General features: G+C 66.3%; 2 protein-coding genes and 1 pseudogene. All 3 read left to right on the top strand.

The window, feature by feature from the left end; genetic code table 11:
• Positions 1 to 13: 13 nt before the first annotated feature.
• The gene (gene queC, locus B2W70_RS11205; RefSeq protein ID WP_414631050.1) at positions 14 to 769 is read left to right on the top strand and encodes a 7-cyano-7-deazaguanine synthase QueC; all 756 of its coding nucleotides are present in this window, start codon (positions 14 to 16) and stop codon (positions 767 to 769) included.
• A gap of 2 nt (positions 770 to 771) precedes the next feature.
• Positions 772 to 1,365 carry a LemA family protein gene (locus tag B2W70_RS11200; protein WP_286745735.1) on the top strand — a complete coding sequence of 198 codons (594 nt, stop codon included), beginning with the start codon at positions 772 to 774 and terminating at the stop codon, positions 1,363 to 1,365.
• Between the two features lie 41 nt (positions 1,366 to 1,406).
• A pseudogene (locus B2W70_RS11195) lies at positions 1,407 to 1,738 on the top strand (peptidase); the annotation flags it as partial.

The raw sequence follows: 1,738 nt of genomic DNA, 5'->3' as shown, positions 1-1,738 counted from the left end.
CTATGCTCCCGCCATGCTGTCCGACATCGCCCTCATCCACCACGACCCGCGCACCGCCCTGGTGGTGTTCTCGGGCGGGCAGGACTCGACCGCCTGCCTGGCCTGGGCCCTGGCCCGCTACGCCCGCGTCGAGACGATCGGTTTCGACTATGGCCAGCGCCACAAGGTCGAGCTCGATTGCCGCCTTCGCGTGCGCGAGGAAATCCGCCAGCGCTTCCCGGACTGGGGTGCAAGGCTGGGCGACGACCACCTGCTTGACCTCGGCCTGTTGGGCCAAATCTCCGATACCGCGCTGACCGAGTCGCGGGCCATCGAGATGCAGGCCAACGGGCTGCCCAACACCTTCGTGCCCGGGCGCAACCTGCTGTTTTTGACCTTCGCCGCCGCCCTGGCCTATCGCCGAGGCGCCACGGTGCTGGTCGGCGGCATGTGCGAGACCGACTTCTCGGGCTACCCCGACTGCCGCGACAACACGCTCAAGGCGCTGCAAGTGGCCATCAGCCTGGGCCTGGACGGCCCGATGGTCATCGAGACCCCGCTGATGTGGCTGACCAAGACCCAGACCTGGGCGCTCAGCCACGAGCTCGGTGGCGACGCGCTCAACGAGCTCATCGTCGAGCACACGCACACTTGCTACCTGGGCGACCGCAGCCAGCGGCACGACTGGGGACACGGGTGCGGCCAGTGCCCGGCCTGTGAGCTGCGCCGCTCGGGCTGGCAAGCCTGGCGAACAACACAACACCCAGAACAAAGCAAGGAAGGAACCTGACCGTGAACTTGAGCAGCCTGGTGATCATCGCAGTCGGTGTGCTGGTCTTTTTGTGGGTCGTGGGTGCTTTCAACCGCCTGGTCCGTCTGCGCAATGAAATCGCCAACGCCTTCGCCATGATCGACGTGCAGCTCAAGCGCCGTCACGACCTCATCCCCAACCTGGTCGAGGTGGCCCGCAAGTACCTCGAACACGAGCGCGAAACGCTTGAGCGCGTCACGGCCGCGCGCGCACAAGCCATGGCCGCCTGCGACCTGGTGCGCAGCAAGCCCAACGACGCGGGGCGCCTGCAAAGCCTGTCGATGGCCGAGTCCTCGCTGGCGGGTGCGCTGGCGCGCTTTCAGGCGGTGGTCGAGGCCTACCCGGAGCTCAAGGCCGACGGTCAGCTCAACGAGCTCAACGAAGAGCTGCGCCACACCGAGAACAAGGTCGCATTCGCGCGGCAGTTCTTCAACGACGTCACCCTGAACTACAACAACGCCGTGCAGCAGTTCCCCACCAACGCGGTGGCCGGCGTCTTTGGTTTCGTGCCAGGCGCGATGCTGGCTTCGACCTCGTCGCAAGTCGAACGCGACCCCGTTCGCGTGCAGTTCTGAGCCCTGGCTGACCGCCCTGCGCCCTCCCCGCTCCTGACGCCATGCAGTTCCGGCAATTCCAGCTTCAATCCCACCGCCGAACCGCCTGGTTGCTGCTGTGCTTTTTCGCGCTGCTGCTGTCATTGGCCGGTTTCGTGAACCTGGTGCTGGCGCTGGGCTGGCGCTTGCTGATGCCATTCACGCATGGCTTTCCGGCGCTGTTCTTCGAGACCAACACGGCGCTGGTGATGTTCTTCGTCATCGGTGGTGCGCTGGTCGAGCTCGACCGGCTGCGCAGCGGCGGCGGCATCCGGGTGGCGCACTGGCTGGGCGGCGTCGAGGTCAGCGACAACGGCGACGGCCTGCACCGACGCCTGCTCAACGTGGTCGATGA

This window comes from Aquabacterium sp. UBA2148 (assembly GCF_002328915.1).
GTDB classification, from domain to species: Bacteria; Pseudomonadota; Gammaproteobacteria; order Burkholderiales; family Burkholderiaceae_C; genus Aquabacterium; species Aquabacterium parvum.
This window is presented reverse-complemented; position numbering and strand designations above follow the sequence as displayed.

Excerpts from the sequence above, each read along its gene's own strand:
- queC (WP_414631050.1), top strand. The coding sequence starts at position 14 with ATGCTGTCCGACATCGCCCTCATCCACCACGACCCGCGCACCGCCCTG.